Consider the following 3795-nt stretch of genomic DNA (forward strand, 5'->3'; position numbering starts at 1 on the left):
CGAGTTTTGACTTGGGGATTTTTTTTATTCAGGCGTAAAAGCTGTAAATTGATACTGAATTAATATCCCGTGTTATGGCAGTATTATTAGAGGGAAACGAGGTACAAACCTCTGGAGAACTTCCCAAAGTAGGAGAAATGGCAAAAGACTTTCAACTCACAGCAACAGACATGAGTACGAAGACTTTGGCCGATTTTAAAGGTTATCAATTGATCGTAATCACTTTTTTAAGTGTAGACACCTCCACCTGTTCCTCCGAATTGCGTGAATTCAATAAAAGAGCTACAGCCCTTGAAAACACAAAAGTACTCTGTGTTTCAAGAGATTTACCCTTTACGCAGCAAAGATTTTGTGGTGCAGAAGGTATAGATAATGTTGTCATGCTTTCCGATTTCAAAAATGGGTCTTTTGCCAAAAATTATGGTTTAGAAATGGTAGACGGACCACTTCAAGGTCTACCCTCTCGCAATATCATTATTATAAACAAAGAAGGTAAAATTCAATATACACAACAAGTTCCTGAGGTTTCTCATGAACCCGATTACGAAGAGGCTTTAAACGCCCTATAATCATTACCCCAGGCCAATTGGCTTGGGATTTTTTTTGCATTAAGAATTTTGATTGCATACACTTCCCTGTTCTCCCCTTTAATTACTGGGTAAAACACTAATAAATCAATGGTCAAATCGATTTCTCTATGAATTCGTTTCAACTATGGAAATAATTCTATTTCTTTAGCTCCCAAACACACTATTCTTAAAAAATGAAAAAGCTCAGTTTAATGGTCTTGACCCTTCTTGGGGCCTTTGGTTTACAAGCGCAAGACATTGATTTAAAAAGTAAAAACTTTAAAGCTACCGCTGCCTATTACAATAAGGTTATTGAAGGTGATGCACAGATTTCCTTACTTAACCTTTTCTTCACCAATATGCCCAAAGGGGCCGACTTACACCACCATTACACTGGTAGTGTATACGCAGAAACCTTCTTGGATTGGGTAGAAAAGAAGAATTGGAGTATAAATCAAACTACTTTAAAAATCAGTAAATCTCCTGCTTCGAGTGGTACAGATTTAATAAGTGTAGCTGAATTGCGCTCAAATGATGCTTTGTACAGAGAATTGTTGACTTTATGGTCAGACAAAGACTACGACAACCACTACCACCAACAAGTTGCGCCAGATCAAAACTTCTTTAACACTTTTGGATATTTCGGAACTGTTTCTGATGAATATATGTTGGATGGTTTGACTTTATTGAAAGAAAGAGCAAAGGCAGAAAACATCCAGTATTTAGAAACCATGTTAAGTTCTGTTGGTGTGAGTAGTAAAAACTACCCAAATGCAGACACGATGGTCGCTCAATTAAGGAAAGCTAAAACACAAGCAGAAGTTGATGCTGTATTAACACAAATAGATACCTATTACCAAACAGACGCTGCTTACAACAACCGAATCACAACCTTTGTTGCAGAAGTAGATAGCTTACATGCCTTAGTGGAAGACGAAGATTTCACGCTACGCTACCAAAGCTATACAGCCCGTGTAATGAACCCTTTAGAAGTTTATACAGATTTGTCTGCCGCTTTTATAGCGAGCTCTAAAACTCCTTTAATCGTAGGGGTAAATATTGTTGCTCCAGAGAACAACGTAACGGCACTAGAGGATTACACCCTACACATGATGATGTTCAATTATTTGAACAGAAAGTACCCAACTGTGCACAGAGCTTTACATGCAGGTGAATTAACTTTAGGTATGGTTAGACCGAAGAATTTAACTTTCCATATCAATGAAGCTATACACATTGCACATGCTCAACGTATAGGTCACGGTGTAGATATTCCTTACGAAAGTGGTTCACTAGAATTGATTGAATACATGAAAGACAGCGCTGTTGTGGTTGAAATTAACTTAACAAGCAACGAGTTTATTTTAGGTGTTAAAGGGCAAGAACACCCCTACTTAATTTACAAGAAATACGATGTACCTATGATCATTTCTACGGATGATTCAGGTGTTTCGAGAAATAATTTAAGCAATCAATACATGTTGCTAGCAAGTAGATACTCACCTACTTATGCTGAAATTAAACAATATGTTTACAACAGTATTACCCACTCTTTCTTAACAGAAGAAGATAAGCAAAAAGAATATACAAAGTTGGATGCAAAATTCAAGGCTTTCGAAGCAATGATGGCCAAGAACTAAGAAGCGCATAGGTTTTTCAAACAAAGAGTCCTGCCAATTGGGTGGGACTTTCTTTTTGATACATACTTCTAAATTGAAATTAGACCAAAAGATTTAAAAAGAAGCTCTTTTTTCTTTAAATCTTTAAATACTAAAACGAAGTTTAGACTTAAATTTTTATATGATTTCTTCAAGGTGCCTGCTTAAATATTTAAATTTTGTCACCCCTACTAACAAACTAAAAGTCTAAGGGCTTTAAATTCTATGGAACCCAAATATTCTCTATTTTGGTCTCTATAAGCGCTAAGGATTGAATTCAATAGCGACCAAGCAAATAAATACGAAAGATGAAAACACACTCAATATTAGGTGCAGAGCCATTAGCAGCACCCTTCAAAACAGAAGATCCATTTATGTTTTGTGCTTACCACAAAGACGCTTACCCCAAGGGAAATGAAAGTTTAGGAGTAAATAAAGATAGGTTAGCAGGTCATAGTATGGGTAGTGATTTTGACCCACAGCTTGATTTTAGAATGTACCACGGGAGCAATGTACCCGGTTTTCCCTATCACCCACACAGTGGTTTTGAAACTGTAACCATAGCTGTAGAAGGAGCTGTAGACCACAGTGATTCTTTGGGTGGTGCAGGAAGATTTATGAATGGAGATGTGCAATGGTTAACCGCAGGTAAAGGGGTTCAACACTCTGAAATGTTCCCTTTATTGCATACAGATAAAGACAATCCTTTTGAGCTCTTTCAGATATGGTTAAATCTACCGAGTAAGAGTAAAAAAGTAGATGCGCATTACAAAATGCTTTGGAGTGAGGATATTCCAGTTGTCGAACTTAAAGATGAAAAAGGAAAGCTTGCGAAAGTAAAAGTAGTTGCCGGTACTTTAAACGGAACCAAAGCTTTGGATCCCAACCCAAACTCTTGGGCAGCAGATCCCGAAAACGAGATAGCCATTTGGACCATTAAATTAGAAGCAGGAGCAACATTTACCCTACCAAGCGCTAGCAAGGCTGTGAATAGAAACATCTATTTCCATGAAGGTACTGAGCTTACTATAGATGGTCAATTGCTTAATTCTCATGCACGTTTAAAATTAGACGCAACGCAAACTACAACGATCGAAAATGGAGATGAAGAAGCTTCCATCCTTTTACTACAAGGTAAACCTATAGGAGAACCTGTGGTACAATACGGACCTTTTGTTGCCAATACTGAACAAGAACTACATGAAACCATGGCCCTTTACCGTCAAACCGAATTTGGAGGCTGGCCTTGGCCCATGCGCGAACAAGTATGGGACAAAAACAAAGGACGATTTGCCAAGTTCGCGGACGGTACCGAAGTGGTGAAGTAAGCAATGAAAATATATTGAAAGGAGTGAGTTTTTTTTAGCTTGCTCCTTTTTTTGTTTGAGGGGTTGAAGTTCGAGCGTTCGAGTGTTTGATGGTTTGAGGGTTTGAGGGTTTGAGGGTTAGAACTTAGGAAAGATTTAAGGATGCTAGAAACCTTTCAAGATGAATAACAGACAACAATCACTTATCCTTCAACTTAAAATATATTATATTCGGTAATTGAAACACATCCATTTACCTTC

3 protein-coding genes are annotated in these 3795 nt (G+C 37.7%); all 3 read left to right on the plus strand.

Annotated features, from left to right (window positions below; all coding sequences use genetic code 11):
- Positions 1–74: 74 nt before the first annotated feature.
- The 3 genes from tpx (at position 75) to AC22ZQ_RS13140 (ending at position 3555) form a co-directional block, all read left to right on the plus strand.
- Complete coding sequence (tpx, locus tag AC22ZQ_RS13130; protein WP_318959219.1) at positions 75–569, plus strand: thiol peroxidase; 495 nt, start codon at positions 75–77, stop codon at positions 567–569.
- A 194-nt stretch (positions 570–763) separates the two neighbouring features.
- Entirely contained in the window at positions 764–2209 is a 1446-nt protein-coding gene (locus AC22ZQ_RS13135; protein WP_318959220.1) for an adenosine deaminase, read from the plus strand.
- Between the two features lie 326 nt (positions 2210–2535).
- Positions 2536–3555: a pirin family protein gene (locus tag AC22ZQ_RS13140; RefSeq protein ID WP_318959221.1), complete on the plus strand. Its 1020-nt coding sequence runs from the start codon at positions 2536–2538 to the stop codon at positions 3553–3555.
- Positions 3556–3795 lie beyond the last annotated feature (240 nt).

Source organism: Lishizhenia sp. (genome assembly GCF_057456495.1).

Coding starts and splice junctions, on each gene's coding strand:
- tpx (WP_318959219.1), top strand. CDS start 75: ATGGCAGTATTATTAGAGGGAAACGAGGTACAAACCTCTGGAGAACTT.
- AC22ZQ_RS13135 (WP_318959220.1), top strand. CDS start 764: ATGAAAAAGCTCAGTTTAATGGTCTTGACCCTTCTTGGGGCCTTTGGT.
- AC22ZQ_RS13140 (WP_318959221.1), top strand. CDS start 2,536: ATGAAAACACACTCAATATTAGGTGCAGAGCCATTAGCAGCACCCTTC.